Here is a 25133-nt window from a genome sequence, read left to right as displayed (position 1 = left end):
CTAAAAATACTATGAAAAGTTATATTGGACCAGAAAAAATTCTTGAGAAGAAAAAATCATATATCATGCCTTGCCTTGGGCATTTCTATCAAGAACCTATGCAGATTACACGTGCTTCTATGCAATATTTATACGACTCTACCGGTAAAGAATACCTAGATTTTTTTGCGGGTGTTTCTGTTATCAATTGTGGGCATTGTAATCCGGAAATTACAGATAAAATATGCCAACAGGTAACAACGCTACAACATGTTTGCAATACTTATTTAACCGAGAACTTTGTTAACTTAGCAGAAGAATTAGCAAAAATCACGCCCGGTGACCTGCAAAAGTCTTTTTTCTGTTCTACAGGTACTGAGGCAAATGAAGGTGCTGCACTGCTCGCTTCAATTTATACTGGTAACAGTGAATTGATTTGTTTGAGAAACGGATTACATGGACGTACGAAATTAACAATGAGCATGACTGGTATAAGTATGTGGCGCACTGATCCAAATCCTGTCGGCGGCGTCAGTTTCGCACCAAACCCATATTGCTATCGTTGTCCACTTGATAAAAAATATCCTACATGCGATCTGGCTTGCGCGAATGCCATTGAAGATGTGATTAAAACAAATACATCCGGCAAAGTTGCTGCATTGTTTGCTGAACCAATTCAAGGTAATGCAGGTATTGTTACACCACCAAAAGGATATTTCAAACGTGTAAAAGAAATTCTGAACCAATACGATATTCTATTGGTAATTGATGAAGTACAAACAGGTTTTTGCCGAACAGGAAAAATGTTCGCTATTGAAAACTTTGATGTTGTACCAGATATCATGACTGTAGCAAAAGCACTCGGTAATGGTACGCCAATTAGCGCGTTTATTGCAACGGCAAAAATTGCTGATACTTATACACGTCCGGGAGCTTCAACGCTTGGCGGCAATCCGGTATCTTCTACCGCTGCACTTGCAACACTAAGCTACATGCAAGAAAACGAACTAGCGCAAAAAGCGTTAGAACGTGGAGCGCAATTGAGAGCTGGCTTAACCACATTACAGGAAAAATATCCATGTATCGGCGATATTAGAGGATTAGGTTTAATGCTTGGTGCAGAAATCGTTCATTCCGATAAAACACCTGCAGGTAAAGAAGTAGACTTTATCATTGAAGAAATGAAAAATCGTGGTTTCGTCATCGGTAAAAATGGCATTGATAGAAACGTTCTTGCCTTTCAGCCACCACTCATTATAACAAAACAAAATGTTGATACCATGTTGAATTCTTTAGACGATGTTCTTTCTAAATTAAAATGGTAGTAAAAAGGAACTGGATGCAAAACTTTGCACCCAGTTCCTTTTTTAGTTACTAAAATTTCTCAGTTGTTTTAATGTCTCTATGATTAAATGAACATGCGGTACAACAGTATCTAAATGCAACCTTTCATGATAACTATGCACGCCTGTAACAGTAGGTCCAATTGAGATTATATCCAATTGAGGGTTTTTTTCATAAAACCAACTGCATTCAAGACCTGCATGAATAGACTCCGCTTGCATTGGTTTTTTATTCTGTTCTTCAAAAATTTGTTTTATAAGAGGCGCTAATTTACTTTGAACATTTACTGGCCATCCTGGAGCTTTACCAGAGAACTCTATTTCAAAGCTATAACGTTTTGCCAATGTTTCAAGCTCCTGCTGAAAATCATCAAGTTGCTCGTCTACTGAACTACGCGGATATACAGTCAGTTTCATCTCTTCTTTCTTAATTCTAACCACACCTAAATTTGAAGATGTTTCTACCAATCCATTAACTTCTTTTGACATTGCAAGCACATCATTTTTTACAAAACAGACAAAATCAATGAGTGCTCTACAATCTGACTCGGATAGCACAGTTTCTGGCATTGAAGTTGGCATAAATTCTAAATAATATCCTTTTTCTACTTGACCAAATGTCGTATTGATGTAAGCATTCATTTTCGCAACCACATTATTCATCTTATAAATATCTAGATCTTTAATGATGATTGTACTATATGCATCAGCAGGAATTGCATTTCTTGCCGTTCCGCCATGAAAATCAGCCAATTCAAAATTAATTTCTGCCTCTTCCATTGTATGAATTGCAAGTGCCAAGATCCGAAGCGCATTGGCACGCCCCTTATTAATTTCCATACCAGAATGTCCACCTAATAAACCTCTTACAGAAAATTTATAAGCGGCGGTATTTTTAGGTTCATGCCAACTTGGTGTACGTTTTAAATCTACATTAATACTCCCCGCACTACTAATCGTAACAATATCAACATCTTCAGAATCACAATTTATTAGATAACCAGCATTTAAATATTTTTTATCTAATGCTTTAGCGCCTGTCATCCCATTTTCTTCATCTACTGTGATAATGACACGAAGTGGTCCATGCGCAATATCTTTGTCCTGTAAAATATACATCGCTACTGCCACACCAATTCCATCATCTGCACCAAGGCTTGTCCCTTCAGCGCTTAAGCACTTACCATCATTTATCACTCGAATTGAATCTGTAATCGGATTATATTGCTTCCCTTCAATTGAGACACAAACCATATCCATATGACATTGTAAAATTGTTACTGGAATGTCTTCATAACCAGCCGTCGCTGGTTTATCAATAATAATATTATTTACTTCATCTTGAACGACTTTTAAATTAAGTTTTTTTGCCTTCTCCAATAAATAATCGCTAACTTTTTTTTCATGTCCAGATTTTCGCGGTATACTCGCCAAAGCTTCAAATTCTGTAATTATTTTATTTAAAATTTCCTGTTCTCTCGTCAGATTTTCCATCTGTTTTACCTCACTTATCTTAATTTTATTCTCTCATCATATTACGGAATCCAAATATTCGTCTATTAAACCCCTCTTATTCTTGTTATAATACTTGTTATATATTACAATCAAGCGAGGTCAAACATGCTTAAACAAAATCAATTTGAAAAATATAATATTATAAAGGATCATGCTGGTTTTACTGTAGAAAAATATTTAAAAGAAGTTCTTCATCTTTCAAGCCGTAATATACAAAAGGTAACACATGCAAAAGGAATTTTAATCCATAATAAAGTAACCTTTTTAAACTATATTTTAAAAATAAATGATACACTTTGTGTAGTAATGCCAAAGGACACAGATTATGGTGTTGCTCCTGAAAACGGATTAATAGAAATACTTTATGAAGATCCTGACGTTATTATACTAAATAAACCAGCATTTCAACTCGTACATCCAGCAGGCAATACACAAAATCATACCCTTGCAAATTTTTTAGCGTATTATTTTCAGTCAAAAAATGTTCTAACCACAATTCGTCCACTCCACCGCTTAGACCGTGATACTTCCGGCTGCATTTTATTCGCTAAAAATAGCTACACACAAACCCAATTAGAAAAACAATTAAAGGATCGCACTTTAAAGCGGTGCTATCTAGCACTGATTCAAGGAAATTTAGAACCTCATGCAGGTACAATTCAGCAGGCTATTGCAAAACATCCAACAAAACCGAACCAAAGGATTGTGAATGCTAACGGCGATGCAGCCATTACGCATTATAAAACGCTACAGATCTACAATGAAAATTGCGCCTTGCTAGAATTGAATCTTGATACAGGAAGAACGCATCAAATTCGTGTGCATTTATCACATTTAGGGCATGCCATCATCGGCGACAAAATGTATGGAACAAGATCCTGCCTTATAACGCGCCAAGCCTTGCATGCACATACAATTGAATTTCACCATCCAAAAACCAATGAAAGGATTAAATTATGTGCCCCCCTTCCTCTTGATATGCAGAATTTAATTCATTTTTATCAACAGTAAAAATACAAACCCGAAACTGCTTTACATCAAACAGTTTCGGGCTTTTTCATATGTTTAACATTATTTTGCTTGTTTTTCATAGATCGGCATTGTATAAGCGCACAATTCTTTGCTAATTTCCACATTTTCCGGTACATAAAGAACACTTACATTTGTAATACGCTGTACTCCGCCATCCAATACATAACAAACACCATTTAAAAAATCACATAAACGTCGTTGTTCTTTGGTATCCACTTGTTCATAATTTACAACAACAGCTTCTTTGTTTTTCAAACAATTCGCAATTAAATTTGCTTGATCAAATGTCGTCGGCACAAAAACTTTAATTTTTAAATCTGGATTTGTATGTACAGTTAAAACAGGTCTTTCGGTTTTATCTTGATGCCCTGCATAAATGCTTTTTTCAGTTGAATTTCTCTCTGCTGTTTCTCTTATTGGTTCTTCCTCTTCAGGCATCAAAACATTTGTTAATTTATCAAATAGGCTAGACATAGCAACTGCCTCCATATCAAATTATTCTCCAATATCCAATATTGTGCATATTCGACAAGAATAAAAAATTTCCTGCAAAACAAATGTTAAAAATCAACATGGTCTTGCAGGAAATAAAAATACAATCTTTATCTTAGAAAAAATCAGCCATTTTTACGATCGCGACCACGTTGCGTCCTATCCAAAACCGCTTTACGTAAACGAATACTTCCAGGGGTTACCTCTACCAATTCATCTTTGTTAATATATTCTAGTGCTTGCTCAAGACTTAGGATACGAGGTGGAACTAGTCGGATTGCCTCATCAGAAGAACTTGTCCGCATATTCGACACATGTTTTTTCTTACATGGGTTAACGTCCATATCCATTTCACGAGAATTTTCTCCAATAATCATACCCTCATATACAGGTTGATTCGGGGATACAAACATTGTTCCGCGATCTTGCACACTGTAAATGCCATAACCCGTTGTTTCACCTTGCTCAAAGGCAACTAAGGCACCACGAATACGTCCTGGGATATCACCTTTATAAGGAACATATCCATGGAATAAATGATGCATAATTCCATTCCCCTTTGTATTGGTCAAAAATTCCGAACGGAATCCAATCAATCCACGAGCAGGAATCACAAATTCCATTCTCAGATACCCAGATAACTCTGTCATATTCACAAGTTCAGCTTTTCTAGTTCCAAGCGATTCCATTACCGTTCCCATGAACTCTTGTGGCACATCGATTGTTAAAGCTTCTAAAGGCTCACACCGTTGTCCATTAATCTCACGATAGATAACTTCTGGTTTACCAACTTGTAATTCAAAACCTTCACGACGCATTGTTTCAATTAAAATGGATAAATGTAATTCACCACGGCCAGAAACTTTAAAAGTATCTGCATTATCGGTTTCTTCAACGCGTAAACTTACGTTCGTTTCTACTTCTTTAAACAAGCGATCACGTAGATGGCGAGATGTCACAAATTGACCTTCTCTACCTGCAAATGGACTCGTGTTTACAGCAAAAGTCATAGATAAAGTAGGCTCATCAATATTTATACTAGGAAGTGCTTCTGGATTTTCAGCATCAGCAATAGTCTGACCAATGCTAACATCGCCCAGCCCTGTGATCGCAACAATATCACCTAGTCCAGCTTCTTTCACTTCTACCCGTTTCAATCCTTGATATGTAAACAATTTTCCGATACGAGTTTTTGTTTCAATATCACCATTAATAATTACAACGCTTTGATTGTAGCTTGCCTTACCACGAATAATTCTACCAATTGCTACTCGACCAACATATTCATCCGTATCAAGCGTAGTTACCATAATTTGCAACGGACCTTCTAATTCGCCTGTCGGCGCCGGAATTTCTTTGATAAGCAGATCCATCAATGGATTCAAATTATCACTTTCATCTTCCATCTGCAATTTGGCAATACCTGACCGTGCCGCAGCATAAACTACAGGAAAGTCTAATTGATCATCATCAGCACCTAATTCCATGAACAATTCCAAAACTTCATCATAGACATCATCCACACGTTGGTCAGGTCTGTCAATTTTATTAATAACTACGATCGGCTTCAATTTTTGTTCCAAAGCCTTACGCAGAACATATTTAGTTTGCGGCATAGGACCTTCAAAAGCATCCACCAACAACAATACACCGTCTACCATGTTTAAAACACGTTCTACCTCACCGCCAAAATCAGCATGCCCAGGTGTATCCACAATATTAATTTTGATATCATTATACATAACTGCTGTATTTTTAGATAGGATTGTGATTCCGCGTTCACGCTCCAAATCGTTAGAATCCATTACACGTTCTGCAACTTGCTCATTTACACGAAAAACGCCATTTTGCTTTAACATTGCATCCACTAGAGTAGTTTTGCCATGATCAACGTGAGCAATAATTGCTATATTTCTTATATCTTCTCTTTTACCCATAATCAGCCTCCTAATAGAATAAAAAAAGAATGCATGATTCATGCATTTCTTTTAATTTGCATACAGTTCATCATATTATACAAATTTAACAATGTCAATTATTTTTTTATTCTGACAAAAATCGAGTTTGATGATTTTTAAAAAATGAGTCAGCTCTATCACGTAGCTGACTCTTATTATCTCAAAAAAATCAAATATTATTCATTATTTTTTTCATATACTTTAAGACTTTGTCTATTTTTATTTTTATATCAGATAATTTATTTGGTTCACGCAGCACTACATTTATCATTTGTTTTTTCACTTGTAAATATTCTGTCTCCGCTAAACTTAAAATTTCTTCTAGATCTTTTACAACTGGCTCAATCACAATATCAGCTTTCTCTATATGCCAATTTCGACCTTCAATAATTGCAATATCACCATAACGAGGAATATACGTAGGAATTTCTAACTTTTGCTGAATAAACGCAGCTAAAGGCTGCGATGCCACCGGTTCACCGTGCACCAAAAATATATTGGCAGGTTTAGGCTCTTTCACATGTCCCAACCATTCCATAATTTGATCGCGGTCAGCATGCGCGGAAAAGCCATCCAGATTATAAATTTCAGCCTTAACCCGTACTTCTTCTCCCATAATTTTCACACGTTTAATACCTTCAACTAAACGTCTTCCCATACTACCTTCTGCCTGATATCCAACAAAAACTACACTAGATTCGGCTCGCCACAGGTTGTGCTTTAAATGATGAAGAATGCGCCCGGCATCTGCCATTCCACTTGCTGAAATAATAATCTTAGAACCTTCCATACTATTCAAAGCTTTAGATTCTTCTGCGGTTTTCACTAAAGCAAGTTGAGGCATCTCTGGTAGTTTTCCATTGTGTGTTAAAAGCTTTGTTGACTCTTCATCATATTCTTGGGTGTTTTGTGCAAAAATTTGTGTTGCAGCAATCGCCAATGGGCTATCAATAATAACCGGAATAGCCGGAATCTTTTCCGCCCGCCATAATTTATGCAGATAAAATAACAATGCCTGTGTGCGTCCAACAGCAAAAGATGGAATAATGACATTTCCGCCACGCATTGCAGTGTCTTGAATAATTTCAGCCAGCTTATCTTCTTTATCATAATGTAAATGAACTCGATTTCCGTAAGTCGATTCAGTTATTACGTAATCAGCACCATGAATTATTGCAGGATCTTTTATGATAGGCTGATTAGGCTGCCCTAAATCACCGGAAAACAAAAGCTTAGTCGTAGTATCATTTTCTGTAACAAAGACCTCAACAATAGCTGAACCAATAATATGTCCGGCATCGCTAAATCGAACCATAACTTCCGGCGTTATTTGCAAGTCCTTATTATACGCAATAGGAACAAAATGCTGTAATGCTGCAAAAGCATCATCTATTGTATATATAGGTTCCACATATTTTTTTCCTGCTCGTGCTCCCTTACGATTTGCAATTTCGGCATCAGATTCTTGAATATGCGCACTATCAGGAAGCATAATATGACATAATTCACTTGTAACTTTTGTAGCATAAATAGATCCTTTAAATCCTTGTTTGCATAATTTAGGCAACAAACCACAATGATCTATATGTGCATGTGTGAGTATTACACAATCTATACTTACTGGTTCGTAAAGAAAGTCTTGATAATTTAATGCTCTTACACTTTTAGATCCCTGGAACATACCACAATCAATCAATATTTTTTTCCCTGCTACTTCAATTAAAAAAGATGATCCGGTCACAATCTGTGCAGCGCCCAAAAACTGTAATTTCATAAAATTCCCACCTTTCTTTATTTCAACTATATTATAACATAATATTATTCCATTCGTCATTTACTAACATAACGGCGATCTACCTTTATAAAAAAATGGCTACTGCATTTTCTATGCAATAACCATTTAAATTATTCCCCTATAGTTCTAACTTCTGGATGCAATTTCACCCCATGTTTTTCATAAACCATTTTCTGTACTTCTTGAATTAAATTTAATACATCTTGTGCTGTGGCCTCACCAGCATTCACAACAAAACCGGCATGTTTTTTAGAAATTTGTGCACCACCAACACGAAACCCTTTTAAGCCTGTTTGTTCTATTAAAGTTCCCGCAAAATAACCCTCTGGACGTTTAAAAGTGCTCCCAGCACTCGGCATTTCAAGCGGTTGCTTACTTTCACGGCGCATCGTGAGATCAGACATTTTTCTTTCAATTACAGTTTTTTCTCCCTGAATTAAAGATAATTCCACTTCACAAATGACATCGTGATTTTTTTGAAAAATACTATGCCGATAGCCAAAATCAAGCTCTGATTTATTATAGTGTGTAATCTGTCCATCTAATGAAACCGCCGTTACTTTAGTTACAATATTACTTATTTCTCCGTCATAGGCACCCGCATTCATAAAAATAGCGCCACCAATACTGCCTGGTATACCAATTGCGAATTCCATACCGCTTAAAGATAAACTTGCTGCAAACACACACACATCTTTTAACAGTGATCCAGAACCAACAAAAATTTTATTTCCCTCAGACTTCATATAAGACATTCTCTCGTCAAATTTAACGACAACTCCACGTATTCCGTTATCTAAGACCAGTACATTAGATCCGTTGCCAAGCACAGTAAATGGCATTCCATATTTTTTTATTAATCCAAAAACATTTACAACCTCTTCGACAGTCGAAGGTAAAACCAAACAATCGGCAGGTCCACCGATTTTAAATGTTGTATGATTTTTCATGGGCTCATCTAATAAAACCCTCGATTTAGGTAATATATTATTTAGCGATGCTATAAATTCACTGTTTTTTTGCAAGATACATTCATTCCTCCAATCAAATAATACTATAAATACACCTTTTTAATAGTCTTTTTAGGGTTACTCTACTAATCTATTGCTATTCATCCTATTTTTAAATTAGTATAATAAAACTTCAACACAAATTCGGGAATTTTTGTTGTTTTAGTGCCTCATACGCGACGATCGCCACAGAATTAGATAAATTTAAAGAACGTGCATCACTGATCATCGGAATTCGAATACAATTTTCCCAATTTTCTTTTAAAATATTTTCTGGAATTCCAGCAGTTTCTTTCCCAAAAACCAAAAAATCATCTGGAGTAAATTTAATTTCACTATAAGATTTCGTTGTTTTGGTCGTATTATAATAAAACTTATGTTCACTATACTGTTCTAAAACCTCGGAGAAATTTTCGTGATATTGTATTTTTACTAAACTCCAATAATCAAGCCCCGCCCTTTTTAAATATTTATCATCAACAGAAAAACCTAATGGTTTTACTAAATGAAGTTCACAGCCTGTCGCCGCACAAAGTCTAGCAATATTTCCTGTATTTCCTGGTATTTCTGGTTCAATCAATACGATATGCATACTTACACCTCTATAAAAATTCATTTCAATCTATTTAATCAAAACACACAATCTTAATATATTCCACAAAAAAAAAAAAAATCCTACTAAACTATCAAGTAGGATTTTAATTCCCTTAAAAAATGATTAAAATCTAAAATCACGTTTTCCTTCATGTAATTGTGTTAAATATTCTTCAGCAATTTTTCTTACTTTTTCGTTCGGAATCCGTGTAAGTTCTTCCAAAATTACTTTTTCCCCTCGCTCCTTTGTATCCGCCGCTGCATAATCCTCCAAATACTCTTTCAATGTCATAAGTGCATTAGGTTGACAACAATTTGCAATTTGCCCTGCCTTTACAAGCGTCATAAATCGGTCACCTGTACGACCTTCCCGATAACAAGCAGTACAAAAACTAGGTATATATCCCAAACTTAACAGCCAATTTACAATTTCATCAAGCGTACGAGTGTCATTCACATCAAATTGCGCTGAATTATCATTCTCATCTTCAGGTTCCACGTACCCACCAACACTTGTGCTCGAGCCTCCGCTAATTTGAGAAACACCCAATTTCAGAACACGTTCACGTGTCTTTTTCGACTCACGTGTAGATACAATCATCCCAGTATAGGGAACTGCAATCCGAAGTACTGCAACAATTTTTTCGAAAATATCATCTGAGATTGCATTGCTAAAATTTTCTGGATCAATATCATCCGCGGGACGAATCCTAGGCACACTAATCGTATGCGGTCCAACCCCCATAGTTGCCTCCAAATGCTGTGCATGCATAAGTAAGCCAACAAAATCATATCGATACATATTTAAACCAAATAAAACACCAATCCCAACATCATCGATCCCGGCTTCCATGGCACGATCCATAGCCTCAGTATGATATGCATAATCACGTTTTGGGCCTGTCGGATGAAGTTCTTCATAACTTTTTTTGTGATAAGTTTCTTGAAAAAGAATATAGGTACCAATCCCAGCTTCTTTTAATTTACGATAATTCTCTACCGTAGTCGCTGCAATATTTACATTAACACGACGAATCGCTCCATTTTTATGTTTAATACTATAAATAGTTTTAATACTCTCCAATACATATTCAAGCGGATTATGTATCGGATCTTCCCCAGTTTCTAAAGCTAACCGTTTATGTCCCATATCTTGTAAAGCAATCACTTCACGCGCAATATCTTCTTGCGAAAGTTTTTTACGTGAAATATTTTTATTCTTTAAATGATATGGACAATACACGCAGCCATTTATACAATAATTTGACAAATATAGAGGAGCAAACATCACAATACGATTGCCATAAAATTTTTGTTTGATTTCTTTTGCTAAATCAAACATCTTTTTATTTGCATCGTCTAAATCACATTCTAATAAAACAGCAGCTTCCCTATAGGATAAACCTTTACATGCTCTTGCACGCTCAATAATACCAGTAATCAATGCACGATTGCTTTTATTTGCTTTTGCATAAGCAATTGTATCTAAAATTTCCTGGTCGTCAATAAATTCAGTTGCAGTTTTCGATTTTACATTGTACATCCTTAAAACGCCTCTTTACTTTTCATAGATTTCTGCTCAAATTATCTTTTTGATTCATGCTCATTTCACTTAAAAATTCACATTTACATTTTTGCATATACCGTCTTACTGCTTACATTGGGAAGCATCCCTAGTTTTCCTGAAAAAGCACTGATAATATCAGCCGGTGCATCTATAACAATACTGATCACAGAAACATTTTTCTTATGATAGGGAATCCCCATTCTTCCAACGATATAGTCTCCATACTCTTGAATAATAGCATTTAGTCGTACAACCGACTCTCTACTACCTAGCATGATACCAATTAAAGCTACACGTGTTTCCATTGTATGAACCCTCTCTTTTTAAAAATAATAAAAATCCTTGAGCACAAAAAGGCCCAAGGATAGCATCTCAAACTACGAAGAAATAGAAACTATAATGAATTTCTCGCAATATTTTCAACTATTCTACCGCCTTCTCATTAGGGACAAACCCGCATGTTGTCAGAACGATAACAATTTTCAAAAAAGAAGGTTTACTGTCAGATATGCTTTTAACATTATCTTAACCGAGCACCTTAATTACGCATTTAGTATACTATGAATTCATACAAAAAGCTAGGATATTTTATAAATAAGACTTATTCATAAAATATCCCTAATTATATACTTAGATAAACAGTTCGACAAAACAGCCCGCTTATCTTTATTGCTTTTATTCCAAAACTGCTCCCGTACTTGCAGAAGTTGCCAATCGTGCATAACGAGATAAATACCCTTTTGTTACTTTTGGTTGCGGTCTAATCCAAGCAGCTCGGCGATTTTTCAATTCCTCCTCACTAACTAATAAATCAAGTTTACGGTTTGGAATATCAATATCAATTTCATCTCCGTCTTGGACAAGTGCAATCGGTCCACCTGCCATTGCTTCCGGAGAAACATGTCCAATACAAGCCCCACGCGTCGCACCGCTAAAACGTCCATCCGTAAGCAATGCCACTTTTAATCCCATACCTGTAATTACGGCAGTCGGATTGAGCATTTCACGCATTCCCGGTCCGCCTTTCGGTCCTTCATAGCGAATAATGACTACATGTCCATCTTTAATTTCACCGCTGACAATCGCTTCAATCGCTTGTTCTTCTGAATCATATACTTTAGCTGTACCTTTAAATACAAGCATATCCTCAGTAACCGCACTTTCTTTGACAACTGCGTAATCTGGCGCCAAATTCCCCTTTAATATTGCTATACCACCTTTATTACGATATGGTGCGTCTACGGTTTTAATAACATCTGCGCGTGTAATTTTTGCATCTTTAATACGTTTTTCAAGAGTTCCCGTAACCGTAAGTGCATCTAAATGAAGTAAGTTTTTATTTGCAAGTTCATGCATTACTGCATTTAACCCGCCCGCTTCATTTAAATCTTGCATATGATGTGTGCCGCCTGGACTTAATTTCGTAATATAAGGCGTCTTCGCACTGATTTGATCAAACAATGGCAACGGCAATGTAATCCCTGCTTCGTGAGCAATTGCAGTCAAATGAAGGACTGTATTAGAAGACCCACCGATTGCCATATCTACAGTAATCGCATTTTCAAATGCTTCTTTTGTCATAATATCGCATGGTTTTATATCCCGTTTTACTAGATCTAAAATAACTTGTCCAGCTTTTTTGGCTAGCATTCTCCTCGCCCCAGTTTGTGCAGCTGGAATTGTGCCATTCCCCGGTAATCCCATACCTAAAACTTCAGTTAAAGAATTCATGGTATTTGCGGTAAATAAGCCAGAGCAAGAACCACACCCTGGGCAAGCTGCTTTTTCAAGTTCCGAAAGTTCATCTGCCGTAATTTTGCCAGATTCAAATTGTCCTGCTGCTTCAAATATACTGCTTACACTGACATCAGTTCCTTTATAACGCCCCGCCATCATTGGACCGCCACTTACTACTACACAAGGAATATTCAGTCGAGCAGCTGCCATAAGCATTCCTGGAACTACTTTATCACAGTTAGGAATCAACACTAAACCATCGAATCCATGCCCTGTTGCTACCGCTTCTATTGAATCAGCAATTAGTTCACGACTTGCCAAAGAAAATTTCATTCCTTCATGCCCCATCGCGATTCCATCGCAAACACCAATCGCTGGAAATTCTATTGGTGTTCCGCCGGCAGCAGCGACCCCAAGTTTTACTGCTTCTGCAATTGTCCGTAAGTGAAAATGCCCTGGAATAATCTCATTAAAGGCATTTACCACACCAATCAACGGTTTTTCCAAATCTTCTGGTCCATATCCCATCGCATAAAATAAAGCTCTATGTGCAGCACGCGTTGACCCTTTTTTTACAATATCACTTCTCATATAAACTCCCCACCTATTCTTTCAGATATAAATTTCTATATCATAATTTATAAAATTTATCTAGCTCGACAAAACCTTGTATACAACTTTACACTTTTTGTCGTGAATTATACTAATTCAATGCGGACTTCTATAATCCTTCTAAAATACTTTTTAAGAAACAAAATTTTCTCTTTTTCTTTATTTACATTAAAATTCTATGCCTTTTTGTGCTTTTACACCTTGTTTATAAGGATGTTTAATTTCTTTCATTTCAGTTACTAAGTCTGCACAAGCAATAATTTCTTCTCTTGCTTCGCGTCCAGTAATAACCAAATGCAAATTATTTGATTTGAGTGCAATCAAATCCATCACCGGTTCAAGTTGAATCAGTCCAAATTTTAGCGCATAATTTAACTCATCTAAAATAATCATATCCCAAGAGCCCGAAATTATTTCTCGTTTCGCAATTTCTAAAGTTTTTTTCGCTGCTGCAATATGTTTTTCTTTATCATCATGATCCTTTTGACTAAACCCCTCACCCATCTGCTGAATTACAATTCCAGGCGAAAGCTGTTGCAACGCTTTTAATTCACCATATTTCCAACTGCCTTTTATAAATTGTAAGATTAAAGTTTTATATCCATTTCCCCATGCTCTAAGTGCAAGTCCCAAAGCAGCTGTAGTTTTCCCCTTACCATTTCCTGTATGAACAATAAGCAACCCTTGTCGATTTTCCATTTTATGCTCCTTTCATCTTATGAAAAAGAGAACCATTTTAAAATTTACAAAAAGTGATATACTATATGTTACCACAAATTAAGGAGTCAATATGAAAAAATTTATGATGGCTTTATGCATAGCCGCTTCTATCATTTACATAATAAATTTTCTATTCAACACACAAAAAACTCCAGATCAAGCAAATATAGAGCAGATGAAGCAACAAATTACGCAAGAAAAAAATGTATTCTCAGAAGCAAATAAACCGACTTTAATTACTAAATATACAACGGAAAAACCCGCTAGCGTAACCCCGCTCCTACTTTGGCATACATTTCCCGGCGCGGTCTCTTACGAACTAGAATTTTTAAACCAAACACCTGAAATTCCAAATGGTATTGTTGCATCTCGCTATCGAATTTTCAGCACCAATGAAATATTTACAAATGGATATTACGCCGACTTATCCGATTATTTAAATAATGAGAAATTTTATTGGCGCGTTCGCGCTTTAGATTATGATGGAAATGCCATCAGCGAATTTTCTGATGCAGAGCAAATTATTGTAAACAAGAAACTGCATATTACACAGAAACCTATTATAAATAATATAGATAGAATAATGAATCTTCCGATTCCCCTGTATCCCGTATATAATTGGATCCCTATTCATAATATTACAGATTATGAGGTAGAGTTATTATCTGAACCGCCGGAGATAGAAAACAATACGATCCCTTCTGAAAATCGTATTTGGAGTAAAATCGTCAATAATACATTAGACTGTTACGATGATTTTGCACGGCTATTATCACCAGGCACTTATTATTGGCGCGTTCGCGCTATTGATGCAAATGGCAATACAATTGGAGAATACTCCGATACGGAAAGTTTTGTTGTCACAGAACAATCCCACCGCGTCCAAATTGCCACATTCGGGGATAGCATTACACATGGAGGCGGTGCACTTTCATATTCACCTGCAAATTATGAATACAGTTATCAAACCTATTTAGAATTTGCTACTCTTAACCTCGGTAAAAGTGGTGACACTTCAAAAAGTATGGTAGAACGTTTCGATAGTGATGTTTTACCTTTTAGACCGAAAAACTTAATTATTTTGTGCGGCGCAAATAGCATTCGTGCCGGTACATCAGCAAATGAGATCATTAAGGATTTAAATTCGATTAAAACTAAATGTTATTTACACAATATCCGCCCAATTTTCTTAACTCTTTTGCCATTAAATCCTGCCAACATTTCTAAAACCTTTGGAACAGAAACTTCTCCTAATTGGAAGCTAGAACTTACTAAAGTCAATGCGTTTATTCGCACACAACATTACTATATTGATATTGAACCTTATTTCTATGATGAAAACGGTGAAATGGCAACCTATTTGGCAACGGATGGACTCCACCCTGATATTATTGGGAAAAAACTTATGGCGGAAATTATAAATGCAAATAAAAACCGTGTTCTTCGTTAAGCACTTGACCACACTCTATTTAAACTATGTCATATCACAATTCACCAAAACGAGATATCAAAGTAAAGAACATGCAAAATGCATGTTCTTTACTATACCTCAAATAAATTATTGGCTTTATCCAAAATAGTATCACGTCTCTGTTTGGCTGATGAAAAATAATCATACAATCCTTGTCGGTCAGTTTCCCCAATGTGCGTAATCACCACATCGAGAATTTCTTTTAATTCTTGTAAATTGCGCATAATAGGCTCTGCATTTGATATGCAAATATCTGCCCACATATCTGCATTCGAAGATGCAATCCTTGTCGTATCTTTAAACCCACCACCCGCAAGTTTCAAGTTTGCCTCTATATCACTTGAACTTTGATTGAGCAGTGTTACCAAAGCCGCTGCTACCACATGCGGCACATGACTGATAATAGAAGCGCAGCGATCATGTTGGGCAATATCCATCGTTGTGATATTTGCCTTCGTTGCTTTTAATATCTCGCAAACTTTTTCGATCGCGTGATTTGGTGCTCCTGTATCTTGAACAATAACATAGCTCTTATTCCGAAAAAGATTTTTATCTGCCGCCATAATACCACTATGCTCTTTGCCCGCCATTGGATGTCCGGCAACATAGTAAATATCATTAGGAAGGATATTTTTTATCCGATCCCATATATAACGTTTTGTACTTCCTGTATCTGTAATAATGGTACCGGCTTTTAAAAAGGGCAAAATCATTTCTATCATTGGAACAATTTGCAAAACCGGAGTGCTCAAAAAAACCATATCGGCATCTTTTACCGCAACTCCATATTCGCAAGTAAACGAATCAATCGCGCCAAGCGCTGCAGCTTTTTTCAATGTTTCCTCATGAGAATCTAATCCCCAAATATGAACATCTTCTTTAAAATAATCCTTAATCGCAAGTCCAAGAGATCCACCAATTAAGCCAATCCCGATAATTACAATATTTTTTTTATTCATTTACTTTTCCCATCAAGTTTGCAACAGCTTTTACTTCATCCATTACAATACGAAAATTTTCTGGTGTTAAAGATTGATTTCCATCACACAAAGCGATTTCAGGATGCGGATGCACTTCAATCATGAGACCATCTGCTCCAGCAGCAATTGCCGCTCTAGACATTGGACGAACCATTTTCCACCGACCAGTTCCATGACTTGGATCCACAATAATTGGTAAATGAGACAATTGTTTTACTGCAGCTACGGCAGCTAAGTCTAATGTATTACGTGTATATGTTTCAAAAGTCCGTACACCACGTTCACATAAAATGACATTATAATTACCTTCACTCATAATATATTCTGCTGCATTTAACCACTCGCTGATTGTAGCTGATAAACCTCTTTTTAATAGGACTGGTTTATTGGCTTTTCCTACCACTTTTAACAAATGAAAATTTTGCATATTTCTTGCACCCACTTGAAGCACATCCGCGTACGCACAATGTAAATCAATTGCGTTCACATCAACAATTTCTGTGACTACTTTTAAATCATATTTCTGACCTGCTTCGGCAAGCATTTTTAAGCCGGTTTCAGCTAATCCTTGGAAATCATATGGCGATGTACGAGGTTTAAAGGCTCCGCCCCGTAAAAAATGAGCACCGGCACTTTTTACACAATGAGCAGCTTCAAAAAGCTGTTCTCTGCTTTCAACTGCACAAGGTCCTGCCATAACTCCGATGTGTCCGCCGCCAACTAAAACTCCTTTTACATCTACAATGGTATCGGCTGGCTTAAATTCTCGACTCACGAGTTTATAGCTTTCTGTGATTCGGACAGATTTTTCAACGCCATCAAATACATCCATTTGTAACTGTGCAATCGTTTTTTTGTCACCAATTACTCCCACAATCGTGCGAGACTGCCCCTGAGATAAATGATATTCCAGCCCCGAACTTATTATCTTTTTGGTTACCCTATCAATTTCTTCTTGTGTTGCATCTGAACTCATTACAATAATCATAATTCAAACTACCTCCCAAATTAATAAAAATAAATACAAAAAAACCCGCCCCTAAAATCAGGGACGAGTTAACTACCCGTGGTACCACCCTACTTGCAAGATAAAGCAAGCCGCTCAAATTCAAGTACAAACATACTCTAGCCTATGATAACGGTGGCACTCCGATACAACTTACTAAACAAAAGTCGTTCAGTCTATAGCTCACAAGTGTATTTCTATCAGCCCATTTACTAGGTTACACCATCCCCTAGCTCTCTAAAAAATGTAACTTATATACTTCTCTTGATCTTCGCATTTGCTCTGTATTAATTGTTAATATAACAAAGTAAAACTCAATTGTCAATTAAAACTTTATATAAATTTACACTTTCAAGCAATCCAGATCATAATTCCAACGAAAACTGTAATGAATTTTAACAAAACATACTAGATTATTACAAAATATACTCTAATCCCGCTCAATCCTATGCTTTATAAATCCTATCGTTATTTACTAAATATTTCATATCTTCCTCATCATAGCGATCTCGTCACAATTTGGGAATTTAGGGCAATTAATACATTCTTTCCAAACTTTATGCGGCAATAATTCTTTAGTAATTTCATCAAAGCCTAGTTTTCCAAAGAACTCCGGTTGATAAGTAAGCGTAAATAATGTTTTCACGCCTAACAAGCTTCCTTCTTCAACCAGCATATTCACAATTTTCCTGCCAATTCCTTGTCTTGTTACTTCTTTAGAAATAGCCATTGCTCTAATTTCAGCAAGCTCGTCCCAAACTAAATGAAGTGCACCAACCCCTACAATTCTTCCATCTTCCTCCGCAACTATCATATCACGTAAAGTTTCATAAAGGACATTGCGTGATCGTGCCAGCATTACACCATCATTCGCATAAGCATTGACTAATTCATAGATCTGTTCTACATCCTGAAATGTCGGTTTGCGGTAAATCATTTATTTTCATCCCTTCGTTTTAAGTATAATTATACTATTATTATAATATTTATGCACTCACATTGCTAGGGCAAAGATGCTGTAACGGACATTTCTTACATAAAGGCGCACGTGATTTACATAATAACCTGCCATGCCAAATTAGCCAGTGATGTGCCGCTGACCACTTCTCTATTGGTATAACTTTTTTCAGTTTTGCTTCAACCTCATCAGGTGTTTCACCAATTGCTAAATGCAATCGATTTGAAACTCTAAAAACATGCGTATCAACAGCAATAGCAGGTGTATTAAACGCTATACTAACAACAACATTTGCCGTCTTTCTTCCTACACCAGGCAATTTTATTAACTCATCGAATGTCTCAGGAACTTGCCCATTATATTCAGAACAAATTCTTTGGCAGGTAGCAATAATATTTTTTGCTTTACTGCGAAAAAGACCGCAGTCTCTTATTTCATTTTCCAAATTTTCAATACCCAGCTTTAAAATAGCTTCAGGTGTATTCGCATATGCGAATAATCTTTCCGTTGTTATATTGACTCTTACATCTGTACATTGCGCAGATAAAATAACAGCAATCAAAAGCTCAAACGGCGATTTAAATTTGAGTGCAGGCTTTACGTCAATATAAGTCTCCTCTAGTATAGCAATCATACTTTGTTTAATTTGCTTTGTTATGCGCAAATCAATCACCTCTTTTAAAAGAAAAGCAGACTGGTTTTCATGAACCAGTCTGCTTAATTTTTCACTCACTAATTTGTCAAACTGCGTACTGGCGCAGGAATTCGACCCCCTCGGGCTATAAAACCTTCTGATTTAAATTTGCTTACTGGAATAATCGGACTATAACCGAGCAATCCGCCAAATTCTACTGTATCGCCAACCTTCTTACCCGGTACCGGAATAATTCTGACCGCGGTTGTCTTATTGTTAATCATACCAATCGCAGCTTCATCAGCAATAATACCTGAAATCGTTGCAGCAGAAGTCTCGCCTGCAACGGCGATCATATCTAAGCCGACAGAACAAACACAAGTCATTGCCTCTAATTTTTCTAAAGAAAGACTTCCACATTCTACAGCTGCGATCATGCCAGCATCCTCACTGACAGGAATAAACGCCCCACTTAAACCTCCAACATGAGAAGATGCCATCAACCCACCTTTTTTTACAGCATCATTAAGAAGTGCAAGTGCAGCTGTTGTACCTGGAGCACCACAGCTTTCAAGTCCCATTTCTTCAAGGATATGTGCGACACTATCCCCAATTGCCGGTGTCGGTGCAAGCGATAAATCAATAATACCAAAAGGAACCCCTAAACGTTTGGAAGCTTCTTGCGCAACCAATTGACCAACACGCGTAATCTTAAAAGCTGTTTTCTTTATCGTTTCAGCGACTTGACTAAAGTCAGCGCCTTTCATGTCTTCCAACGCTCTTTTCACTACGCCAGGCCCACTTACGCCAACATTAATGACTTTTTCCGGCTCGCCTACGCCGTGAAAAGCACCTGCCATAAACGGATTATCGCCAGGAACATTTGCAAATATAACTAATTTCGCACAACCAATTGCATCACGGTCACGCGTTAATTCAGCAGTACGCTTTACGATTTCTCCCATTTCTCGCACACAGTCCATATTAATTCCGGCTTTAGTAGATCCTAAATTTACAGAAGAACAAACTCTTTCAGTTGTCGCCAAAGCCTGCGGAATAGATTTGATTAAGATTCGATCACCATTTGTATATCCCTTTTCAACCAATGCAGAAAATCCGCCAATAAAATTGACTCCAACCTCTTTGGCAGCTGCATCAAGTGCTTCTGCAACAGGCACATAACTATCCGTGCGGCATGCTTCAGCTGCAATAGCGATTGGCGTAACAGAAATACGTTTGTTAATAATCGGAATTCCATATTCTGCTTCTATTTCTTCACCGGTCGATACTAAAAATTCAGCGGAACTCGTAATTTTATCATAAATGTTTTGGCAAAATTGCTTGATATTTGGATGCGCACAATCTCTGAGGCTTATCCCCATCGTGATCGTTCTAACATCAAGTTTATTCTCAGTAATCATACGGTTGGTCTCTAATATATCATGTATCGTTATCACGTTTCTACCCCCAAAAATCCGTTATATTTTGTGCATAATATTAAAAATGTCTTGATGTTGCGCTTTGATCTCAAGATTAATCGCTTCGCCTTTTTCTCGTAATATTTCTTGAAGATCTTTTAGCTTAATTTTACTCTCGCTCATTTCAGCAATCATTACCATGTTGAAAAAACCATCTAATATATTTTGGTTAATATTTAAAATATTTACATTGTTTTCTGCTAAAATATTGCTTACCATCGCAATAATACCAACACGATCTTTTCCCACAATTGTAACTACTATTTTCATATGATATACGCTCCCCATTTTTCAAAAATTAATCAGCTAAATATCTATTTCATTTAAATATGAAACATATATTTATATTTATTATACGCATATTTACAAAAAAGCCAAGAAATTTTTATAAACGTTTATTAAATGTTTCAATATTTAATGGATGTATTTTAAATACTAAATACTTATTATCATTATAAATAACAAGAAATCCTATCTTTCTTCCTCATAAAGCCTTGTTTTTTTTGAAACACAATTTATTTTTTAAGGTATTTTGTATACATATATACATTTTATAAATTTTTTCAGAAAAAATATTTATATTTTAAATATAAAGGCAGGAATATATAAAATAGAATGGAATACATAGAAAAACGATTCTATTAAAACAATATCAATTAATAGAAGATCAAATAAAATTGTGATTTATCAGGAGGCGCACAAAAGAATGAGTGTATTAGGTTATTTTGATGGAAAATTTATTGATGTAGAAAATGATAAAATTATTGGCATGGAAGATCGCGGACATCAATTTGGTGATGGTATTTATGAAGCAACTAGATTTTACAATGGTAAATGTTTTCAGCTAAAACGTCATTTAGACAGATGCATGCGGTCATTAGAAAAAGTCAGAATGACAATTCCTTATACAATTGAAGAGTTAACCAATCTGCATGAAGAATTAATTCATAAAAGTGGATTTAAAAATGGTGTAATATATTTTCAATTTACACGTGGCACCGCACCTCGCGATCATCATTTTCCATCTGTAAAACCACATTTATCTATGTCCATCCGTAGTTCTGAAGTCGACGAACACCAACAGGCTCAAGGAGTTAAATGTTTCTTAACAGAAGATATACGTTGGCATCATTGCGATATAAAATCTCTTAATTTATTAGGAAACGTTTTAGCAAAACAAGCAGCAGCTGATGAAGGATGCTATGAAGCTGTTTTATATCGCCCTGACACAAAGGAAATTACAGAGTGTGGAAGCAGCAATTTTTTTGTAGTGAAAGATGGTGTCCTTTGGTCACATCCAACAAATAATCTCATTCTAAAAGGCATAACGCTTTCGGTTTTATTAGAAGACATTGCTCCAAAACTTAACATTCAAGTTATGGAAAAAGAATTTACGCCGGAATTTGCGCGCAACGCTGACGAAGCTTTCATTACTAGTACTAGCCTTGAAGTAACGCCTTGTGTTGAAATAAGCGGTAAAGTAATTAGCAATGGAAAACCAGGTGAAGTTACACTAAAACTGCAAAAAGCTTATAAGGAAGCCGTAAAAAAAGAATGTTTCTAAAACCCATGATGCGGCTTGCATTAAAACAAAAATAGAATTACAATAGAAACTAAAGTTATTTAGGCTCTAACTTTTTATAAGTTAGAGCCTAAATAATTTTATATTTTAAATATATAGTTTAGTGAGGAGTTTTAGATTGATTACCCCAGAAATCATTACCAGAATTAATGAATTAGCAAAAAAAAAGAAAACGATTGGCTTAAACGAGGAAGAATTAAACGAGCAAAGAAAACTTCATCGTATTTATATTGATAATATCAAAATTCAATTGAAGGATAATCTAGAGAAAATTGAATTCGTTGATGCACCGCCAACGAGACAAAGGCATTGATACTAATGGATAAAAAAATTCAGACACATAGCTGGTATTCTGTTGCCTTATTAACGGCAGGACACTTTTTCAGTGATTTTTATTCTAATTTTTTACCAGTCCTACTCCCTATTGTTATTCCTAAACTGGGTTTATCTCTTACATTAAGTGGATTACTAATTATGGTGTTATCTTTTACCTCAAACGTTATGCAACCATTCTTTGGCTATTTAATTGATAAAAAAAATTTGAATTGGCTTTTATACCTTACAGTTCCAGCCAGTGCCATATTTATTTGCTACACAGGCTTTGCTGATACGAAGACATTATTATTCATTTTAGTTGCTCTAAATGGTCTTTTCATTTCGATTTTCCATCCCCTTGCTTCTAGTCTTGTTAGTAAGGTTTCTGCTACATCAAAATTGGGATTATCCATTTCCTTTTTTGTCGCTGGCGGTAATTTAGGATTTGCTTTTGCACCTATTATTATCATTTATTTTACAAATACATATGGTCTATCTGCTTTACCAGTTCTAATCCTCCCCAGCATTGTACTGACTTGGGCTTTTTATAAAGCTAGAATAACACAAAAAACATATTCATCTAATCAAGTGAACCAACGTACTGATATTGTCTTACAGCCATTTATTCTGACGAAGTATATGGATTTAATAAAGTTAAACATTGCTATGGGGTTACGTGCTTGGACTCATGTTTCTATTACTACATTCTTGCCGGTTTTACTTGTCTCTCAAGCATATAGTACGATCTTTGCAGGTGCAATGCTTACTATATTTCTAGTTGGTGCTGCTCTTGGTGGATTATATGGCGGCTATCTAAATGATAAAATCGGCTATAAAAAAGTAATTGTGGCTTCACTCACATTAGGAATCGTACCAACATATTTATTCCTAATAAATACAGAAATTACTTGGTGGTCTATGATTGTACTCTTTTTCTGTGGCGCGTGCTTACAAGGAGCTGCGCCAAGTTCTTTAGTTTGGGCGCAAAATTTATTACCTAATAATGCAGGTGTAGCATCCGGTATGATGCTTGGTCTTTCCTTTGGCCTAGGTGGTATTGGTGCAGCAATTACAGGTGCACTTGCTGATTATATCAGCCTACCCTCTTCTTTATTAATGACCATAATACCACTTGCATGCGCTGCACTCACAACACTGACGATTCCCGAAAAAGCCAATAACCTTCCGCGTAAAGAATAATCCATTACTAAAAACAGTACCTATAATCACTAGGTACTGTTTTTTATTTACATAATATCACTCACCACTTTGATTTTTTCTGCATATTTTATAATAAAGAAATTACTGCTGAGAGGAGTGATCAATTTGTTATGGATGATTCATATCTTTTTAATCACCAATATTATTTTAGGGGTTGCATTATGTATTACAACGAAATACTCTTTAAAACAACATAGCAAACATTTCTATTGGTTTCATGTCATAGTATTATCTATTAGTATTTTTGAACTTCTCTTAGGTTTATTATTCCTTTTTATAGAACAATATCAAGAATTTATATTTTCAATTTCTACACAACTCATCTGGAGTTGTGTATTATTATACACAATTTTGGTAAATGAAAGATTAAAAAACACGAATCATGATTTACACCAAGAACTAAAAAAACATCTGCATCTCTATGAAGAAATTAAATCTATGGCTTTGTCTGACGGACTAACCAATATCGCAAATCGACGCAGTTTTGATATGTTTTTAAAAACAGAACTCAAACGCGCAACAGCACTTGATCATCCGGTAAGCTTAATCATTCTAGATCTTGATAAATTTAAAATATATAATGATACTTTTGGACATATTAGTGGTGATAAACTACTTGCACAAATCGGTCAAATTCTTCGCCAAAATATCCGCCCGATTGATTTTCCCGCACGCTATGGTGGTGAAGAATTTAGCATTATTCTACCTGAAAGCACATTAGAAGATGCTATAAAAATCGCCGAGAACCTGCGTCAAATTATTGAGAGAAGTTGTTTTCCTGATACAGTCGGTACGTTTACGGCAAAAATAACTGCAAGCTTCGGTATCGCAACCTATGATCCTAAAATTCTCTCTGTACCACCTGATTCAGAAAAAATTATCTCCATTGCTGACAAGGCATTATATAAAGCTAAGCATCAAGGAAGAAACTGTGTTTTCGCTGCAAATATATTTCAGTAATTATTATGAAAATTTCCACTATTTATTAAAACTATGATTATTTCACTGATAAATAAACGCCTAAAAATTATGTTAAAAAAATCACTTTTTTTCATTGACAATCTATATTCAAATATCTATACTGGATATGTGATATGAATTTAATGATAATTTAAATTTATTATCGCAAACTTA

At 35.8% G+C, this 25133-nt stretch carries 23 protein-coding genes and 1 other annotated feature; of the genes, 7 read left to right on the top strand and 16 right to left on the bottom strand.

The genetic code is table 11. The features are described 5' to 3' along the window. Positions 1 to 11: 11 nt before the first annotated feature. Entirely contained in the window at positions 12 to 1304 is a 1293-nt protein-coding gene (locus tag BN6559_RS18675) for an aspartate aminotransferase family protein (protein WP_110956135.1), read from the top strand. A 42-nt stretch (positions 1305 to 1346) separates the two neighbouring features. On the opposite strand, the gene pepD is transcribed toward BN6559_RS18675, so the two are convergent. After that, positions 1347 to 2816 (bottom strand): beta-Ala-His dipeptidase, encoded by a 1470-nt coding sequence (gene pepD / locus BN6559_RS18670; protein ID WP_110956134.1) that lies wholly within the window; start codon positions 2814 to 2816, stop codon positions 1347 to 1349. Between the two features lie 126 nt (positions 2817 to 2942). On the opposite strand from pepD, the gene BN6559_RS18665 reads away from it, so the two are divergent. After that, a complete protein-coding gene (locus tag BN6559_RS18665; RefSeq protein ID WP_110956133.1) occupies positions 2943 to 3848 on the top strand; it encodes an RluA family pseudouridine synthase in 906 nt (301 codons plus the stop codon). Positions 3849 to 3908: 60 nt separating this feature from the next. On the opposite strand, the gene BN6559_RS18660 is transcribed toward BN6559_RS18665, so the two are convergent. The 9 genes from BN6559_RS18660 to cobO all read right to left on the bottom strand — a co-directional run bounded on the left by BN6559_RS18660 (position 3909) and on the right by cobO (position 14333). Further along, positions 3909 to 4343, bottom strand: coding sequence for a cell division protein SepF (locus tag BN6559_RS18660; protein WP_199884147.1), 435 nt, complete (start codon positions 4341 to 4343; stop codon positions 3909 to 3911). A gap of 143 nt (positions 4344 to 4486) precedes the next feature. Further along, entirely contained in the window at positions 4487 to 6298 is a 1812-nt protein-coding gene (gene typA, locus BN6559_RS18655) for a translational GTPase TypA (RefSeq protein ID WP_110956131.1), read from the bottom strand. A gap of 190 nt (positions 6299 to 6488) precedes the next feature. Further along, the gene (locus BN6559_RS18650) at positions 6489 to 8093 is read right to left on the bottom strand and encodes an MBL fold metallo-hydrolase RNA specificity domain-containing protein (RefSeq protein WP_110956130.1); all 1605 of its coding nucleotides are present in this window, start codon (positions 8091 to 8093) and stop codon (positions 6489 to 6491) included. Between the two features lie 131 nt (positions 8094 to 8224). After that, entirely contained in the window at positions 8225 to 9142 is a 918-nt protein-coding gene (gene murB, locus BN6559_RS18645; protein WP_456060977.1) for a UDP-N-acetylmuramate dehydrogenase, read from the bottom strand. 115 nt (positions 9143 to 9257) lie between these two features. Next, complete coding sequence (gene trmL, locus BN6559_RS18640; protein ID WP_110956128.1) at positions 9258 to 9716, bottom strand: tRNA (uridine(34)/cytosine(34)/5-carboxymethylaminomethyluridine(34)-2'-O)-methyltransferase TrmL; 459 nt, start codon at positions 9714 to 9716, stop codon at positions 9258 to 9260. Positions 9717 to 9842: 126 nt separating this feature from the next. Then, positions 9843 to 11261: a [FeFe] hydrogenase H-cluster radical SAM maturase HydG gene (gene hydG / locus BN6559_RS18635; protein WP_110956127.1), complete on the bottom strand. Its 1419-nt coding sequence runs from the start codon at positions 11259 to 11261 to the stop codon at positions 9843 to 9845. 83 nt (positions 11262 to 11344) lie between these two features. Next, positions 11345 to 11590, bottom strand: coding sequence for a TM1266 family iron-only hydrogenase system putative regulator (locus BN6559_RS18630; protein WP_110956126.1), 246 nt, complete (start codon positions 11588 to 11590; stop codon positions 11345 to 11347). A 370-nt stretch (positions 11591 to 11960) separates the two neighbouring features. After that, positions 11961 to 13613 (bottom strand): dihydroxy-acid dehydratase, encoded by a 1653-nt coding sequence (ilvD, locus tag BN6559_RS18625; RefSeq protein WP_110956125.1) that lies wholly within the window; start codon positions 13611 to 13613, stop codon positions 11961 to 11963. Positions 13614 to 13802: 189 nt separating this feature from the next. Beyond that, a complete protein-coding gene (gene cobO, locus BN6559_RS18620; RefSeq protein ID WP_110956124.1) occupies positions 13803 to 14333 on the bottom strand; it encodes a cob(I)yrinic acid a,c-diamide adenosyltransferase in 531 nt (176 codons plus the stop codon). A gap of 91 nt (positions 14334 to 14424) precedes the next feature. On the opposite strand from cobO, the gene BN6559_RS18615 reads away from it, so the two are divergent. Next, positions 14425 to 15804, top strand: a complete 1380-nt coding sequence (locus BN6559_RS18615) for an SGNH/GDSL hydrolase family protein (RefSeq protein WP_110956123.1) — start codon at positions 14425 to 14427, stop codon at positions 15802 to 15804. Between the two features lie 92 nt (positions 15805 to 15896). Here the strand turns inward: BN6559_RS18615 and BN6559_RS18610 are convergent, their stop codons facing one another. The 6 genes from BN6559_RS18610 to BN6559_RS18585 all read right to left on the bottom strand — a co-directional run bounded on the left by BN6559_RS18610 (position 15897) and on the right by BN6559_RS18585 (position 21151). Then, positions 15897 to 16784: a prephenate dehydrogenase gene (locus BN6559_RS18610; RefSeq protein WP_110956122.1), complete on the bottom strand. Its 888-nt coding sequence runs from the start codon at positions 16782 to 16784 to the stop codon at positions 15897 to 15899. Beyond that, positions 16777 to 17793 carry a 3-deoxy-7-phosphoheptulonate synthase gene (aroF, locus tag BN6559_RS18605; protein WP_110956121.1) on the bottom strand — a complete coding sequence of 339 codons (1017 nt, stop codon included), beginning with the start codon at positions 17791 to 17793 and terminating at the stop codon, positions 16777 to 16779. The genes BN6559_RS18610 and aroF overlap by 8 nt, the downstream gene beginning before the upstream one ends. Positions 17794 to 17849: 56 nt before the next feature. Next, positions 17850 to 18092 (bottom strand) — a binding site (T-box leader). A gap of 203 nt (positions 18093 to 18295) precedes the next feature. Next, positions 18296 to 18748 carry an N-acetyltransferase gene (locus BN6559_RS18600; RefSeq protein ID WP_110956120.1) on the bottom strand — a complete coding sequence of 151 codons (453 nt, stop codon included), beginning with the start codon at positions 18746 to 18748 and terminating at the stop codon, positions 18296 to 18298. 49 nt (positions 18749 to 18797) lie between these two features. After that, on the bottom strand, positions 18798 to 19433 hold the full coding sequence (nth, locus tag BN6559_RS18595) for an endonuclease III (RefSeq protein WP_110956472.1): 636 nt from the start codon (positions 19431 to 19433) through the stop codon (positions 18798 to 18800). Positions 19434 to 19501: 68 nt separating this feature from the next. Continuing rightward, complete coding sequence (locus tag BN6559_RS18590; protein ID WP_110956119.1) at positions 19502 to 20860, bottom strand: PFL family protein; 1359 nt, start codon at positions 20858 to 20860, stop codon at positions 19502 to 19504. 21 nt (positions 20861 to 20881) lie between these two features. After that, the gene (locus tag BN6559_RS18585) at positions 20882 to 21151 is read right to left on the bottom strand and encodes an ACT domain-containing protein (RefSeq protein ID WP_110956118.1); all 270 of its coding nucleotides are present in this window, start codon (positions 21149 to 21151) and stop codon (positions 20882 to 20884) included. A 436-nt stretch (positions 21152 to 21587) separates the two neighbouring features. On the opposite strand from BN6559_RS18585, the gene dat reads away from it, so the two are divergent. The 4 genes from dat (at position 21588) to BN6559_RS18565 (ending at position 24959) form a co-directional block, all read left to right on the top strand. Beyond that, positions 21588 to 22445, top strand: coding sequence for a D-amino-acid transaminase (dat, locus tag BN6559_RS18580; protein WP_110956117.1), 858 nt, complete (start codon positions 21588 to 21590; stop codon positions 22443 to 22445). A gap of 136 nt (positions 22446 to 22581) precedes the next feature. Further along, positions 22582 to 22776, top strand: a complete 195-nt coding sequence (locus tag BN6559_RS18575; RefSeq protein WP_110956116.1) for a DUF896 domain-containing protein — start codon at positions 22582 to 22584, stop codon at positions 22774 to 22776. A gap of 5 nt (positions 22777 to 22781) precedes the next feature. Further along, positions 22782 to 23978, top strand: a complete 1197-nt coding sequence (locus BN6559_RS18570; protein WP_199884146.1) for an MFS transporter — start codon at positions 22782 to 22784, stop codon at positions 23976 to 23978. Positions 23979 to 24113: 135 nt separating this feature from the next. Continuing rightward, complete coding sequence (locus BN6559_RS18565; protein ID WP_110956471.1) at positions 24114 to 24959, top strand: GGDEF domain-containing protein; 846 nt, start codon at positions 24114 to 24116, stop codon at positions 24957 to 24959. The last annotated feature ends 174 nt before the right edge of the window (positions 24960 to 25133 follow it).

It is taken from the genome of Massilibacillus massiliensis, from assembly GCF_900086705.1.
Lineage (GTDB): Bacteria > Bacillota > Negativicutes > FLKF01 > FLKF01 > Massilibacillus > Massilibacillus massiliensis.
Note: the sequence above shows the minus strand (reverse complement) of the source record. Positions and strands in the feature narration are given on the sequence as shown.

What these genes read in the sequence shown, in the direction of transcription:
- BN6559_RS18675 (WP_110956135.1), top strand. Translation starts at nt 12, where the DNA reads ATGAAAAGTTATATTGGACCAGAAAAAATTCTTGAGAAGAAAAAATCA.
- pepD (WP_110956134.1), bottom strand. Translation starts at nt 2,816, where the DNA reads ATGGAAAATCTGACGAGAGAACAGGAAATTTTAAATAAAATAATTACA.
- BN6559_RS18665 (WP_110956133.1), top strand. Translation starts at nt 2,943, where the DNA reads ATGCTTAAACAAAATCAATTTGAAAAATATAATATTATAAAGGATCAT.
- BN6559_RS18660 (WP_199884147.1), bottom strand. Translation starts at nt 4,343, where the DNA reads ATGTCTAGCCTATTTGATAAATTAACAAATGTTTTGATGCCTGAAGAG.
- typA (WP_110956131.1), bottom strand. Translation starts at nt 6,298, where the DNA reads ATGGGTAAAAGAGAAGATATAAGAAATATAGCAATTATTGCTCACGTT.
- BN6559_RS18650 (WP_110956130.1), bottom strand. Translation starts at nt 8,093, where the DNA reads ATGAAATTACAGTTTTTGGGCGCTGCACAGATTGTGACCGGATCATCT.
- trmL (WP_110956128.1), bottom strand. Translation starts at nt 9,716, where the DNA reads ATGCATATCGTATTGATTGAACCAGAAATACCAGGAAATACAGGAAAT.
- hydG (WP_110956127.1), bottom strand. Translation starts at nt 11,261, where the DNA reads ATGTACAATGTAAAATCGAAAACTGCAACTGAATTTATTGACGACCAG.
- BN6559_RS18630 (WP_110956126.1), bottom strand. Translation starts at nt 11,590, where the DNA reads ATGGAAACACGTGTAGCTTTAATTGGTATCATGCTAGGTAGTAGAGAG.
- ilvD (WP_110956125.1), bottom strand. Translation starts at nt 13,613, where the DNA reads ATGAGAAGTGATATTGTAAAAAAAGGGTCAACGCGTGCTGCACATAGA.
- cobO (WP_110956124.1), bottom strand. Translation starts at nt 14,333, where the DNA reads ATGGAAAATCGACAAGGGTTGCTTATTGTTCATACAGGAAATGGTAAG.
- BN6559_RS18615 (WP_110956123.1), top strand. Translation starts at nt 14,425, where the DNA reads ATGAAAAAATTTATGATGGCTTTATGCATAGCCGCTTCTATCATTTAC.
- BN6559_RS18610 (WP_110956122.1), bottom strand. Translation starts at nt 16,784, where the DNA reads ATGAATAAAAAAAATATTGTAATTATCGGGATTGGCTTAATTGGTGGA.
- aroF (WP_110956121.1), bottom strand. Translation starts at nt 17,793, where the DNA reads ATGATTATTGTAATGAGTTCAGATGCAACACAAGAAGAAATTGATAGG.
- BN6559_RS18600 (WP_110956120.1), bottom strand. Translation starts at nt 18,748, where the DNA reads ATGATTTACCGCAAACCGACATTTCAGGATGTAGAACAGATCTATGAA.
- BN6559_RS18585 (WP_110956118.1), bottom strand. Translation starts at nt 21,151, where the DNA reads ATGAAAATAGTAGTTACAATTGTGGGAAAAGATCGTGTTGGTATTATT.
- dat (WP_110956117.1), top strand. Translation starts at nt 21,588, where the DNA reads ATGAGTGTATTAGGTTATTTTGATGGAAAATTTATTGATGTAGAAAAT.
- BN6559_RS18570 (WP_199884146.1), top strand. Translation starts at nt 22,782, where the DNA reads ATGGATAAAAAAATTCAGACACATAGCTGGTATTCTGTTGCCTTATTA.
- BN6559_RS18565 (WP_110956471.1), top strand. Translation starts at nt 24,114, where the DNA reads ATGATTCATATCTTTTTAATCACCAATATTATTTTAGGGGTTGCATTA.